The sequence below is a fragment of the Alkalibacterium sp. m-11 genome (assembly GCF_054658155.1).
On record NZ_BAAGIR010000264.1, the window covers coordinates 1 to 1300 of the forward strand.

Consider the following 1300-nt stretch of genomic DNA (forward strand, 5'->3'; position numbering starts at 1 on the left):
ATGCAAACCAACGGTTAGCTGAGAGAAAGAACAGAAAAGAAATAGCCGTGTAATTTTTAAAAAATAGTCATTTTGAAATTAGACGAGTGTTTCCTTTTTTAAAAAGTTAGTTATGAAATTGGTTCAAGTATCAAACGAGCAACAAGATTTTTTTAATACATAGTTTTTCATAGATTATTGGGTGTTACCGTTTTGCATTACCCTATTTTAATTGCTGTTTCCTTTACCCGAAAAATCCTAAAATAACAAAAGTCCACAGGGCAATGACGGTAGCCGGCATATCCAAGTGAGTATCCACATAAGTATTAGTATAGCGCTGTACGAAATCGCCGGTAATAACAGCTAGTATACCAAACAGGATAGCCATCCAGATGTTTCCGAAGGTAATGGCCGCGATTCCTGCAACCAGTGACACATGGTGAGATACTGGAAACGTCAGCCCGAAGTATATAAATATAAGAGTAGTTGCGGATACAACAAAACCTATTGTAGGTACCTCTGTCAGCAATACGAAGTACCCTATCAATGCTCCCAGAGCTGCACCCCAAATAGTGTTAAAGAGTATGCCTACTCCAGTAAAATTGAATTTGGCTTCGTTTTCCGGGAATACTCCTGTTAAACCGGACTTTCCAAATACAAATCTTGCAACAAGACCTAGTATAAAGACTGTAAATGCAATAGTATCCATTGGAAGCTCCATTACGGTTGCCAGGAGATAGTTGATCCCGTAACCCAGCATCCCAAAAACCCCACCGATCAGCAAAACGATTGGATCGATCGTTTTAAACATTGGGCTGGTGATATCTGCACCATTTTCAACGTCTGTTTCCCCGTTAATGGATTCGTGATCTTCAAGTACGACATCTGCCCCGGAAAGATTCTTCTGCTCTTTTAGTCTATTATTTTTAGTTGCTGTTTTTCTTCCTGCATAAGCTGTAGCAGCAACTGCCCCTGCAAAAGCAATATGTGGGCCAAAATAAGGACCAAAAGCCACTTCGTTTAAAAAGACATCGCTTCCACCGGACAAAATGATAGCGATACCGATCAGACCAGCGATTCCAGTAAAAATAAAGGCTGCTAACCCACCGATTAGAGAACCGAATACGCCTCCTCCGAACGAAGCCAACAATACCATAATCATATCCATTGTTCTACCTCCATAATTTATAATAGTATGGTTAGGGTGTCAAAACCTAACCGGTTTACTACTTTTCCTTGTTAACAGTGCGATTTTGCCCGCTCTTTTGGTATAATAGACGTATCAAAATGCTGACGGAGGGTGCTATCATGTCGTTTAAAC

The 1300-nt window shown here is 40.2% G+C and carries 1 protein-coding gene; it reads right to left on the reverse strand.

The features are described from left to right. Nucleotides 1–223: 223 nt before the first annotated feature. Nucleotides 224–1147 carry a hypothetical protein gene (locus ACYQ2O_RS12295; RefSeq protein WP_459796707.1) on the reverse strand — a complete coding sequence of 308 codons (924 nt, stop codon included), beginning with the start codon at nt 1145–1147 and terminating at the stop codon, nt 224–226. Between the last annotated feature and the right edge of the window lie 153 nt (nt 1148–1300).

What these genes read in the sequence shown, in the direction of transcription:
- ACYQ2O_RS12295 (WP_459796707.1), bottom strand. Translation starts at nt 1,147, where the DNA reads ATGGATATGATTATGGTATTGTTGGCTTCGTTCGGAGGAGGCGTATTC.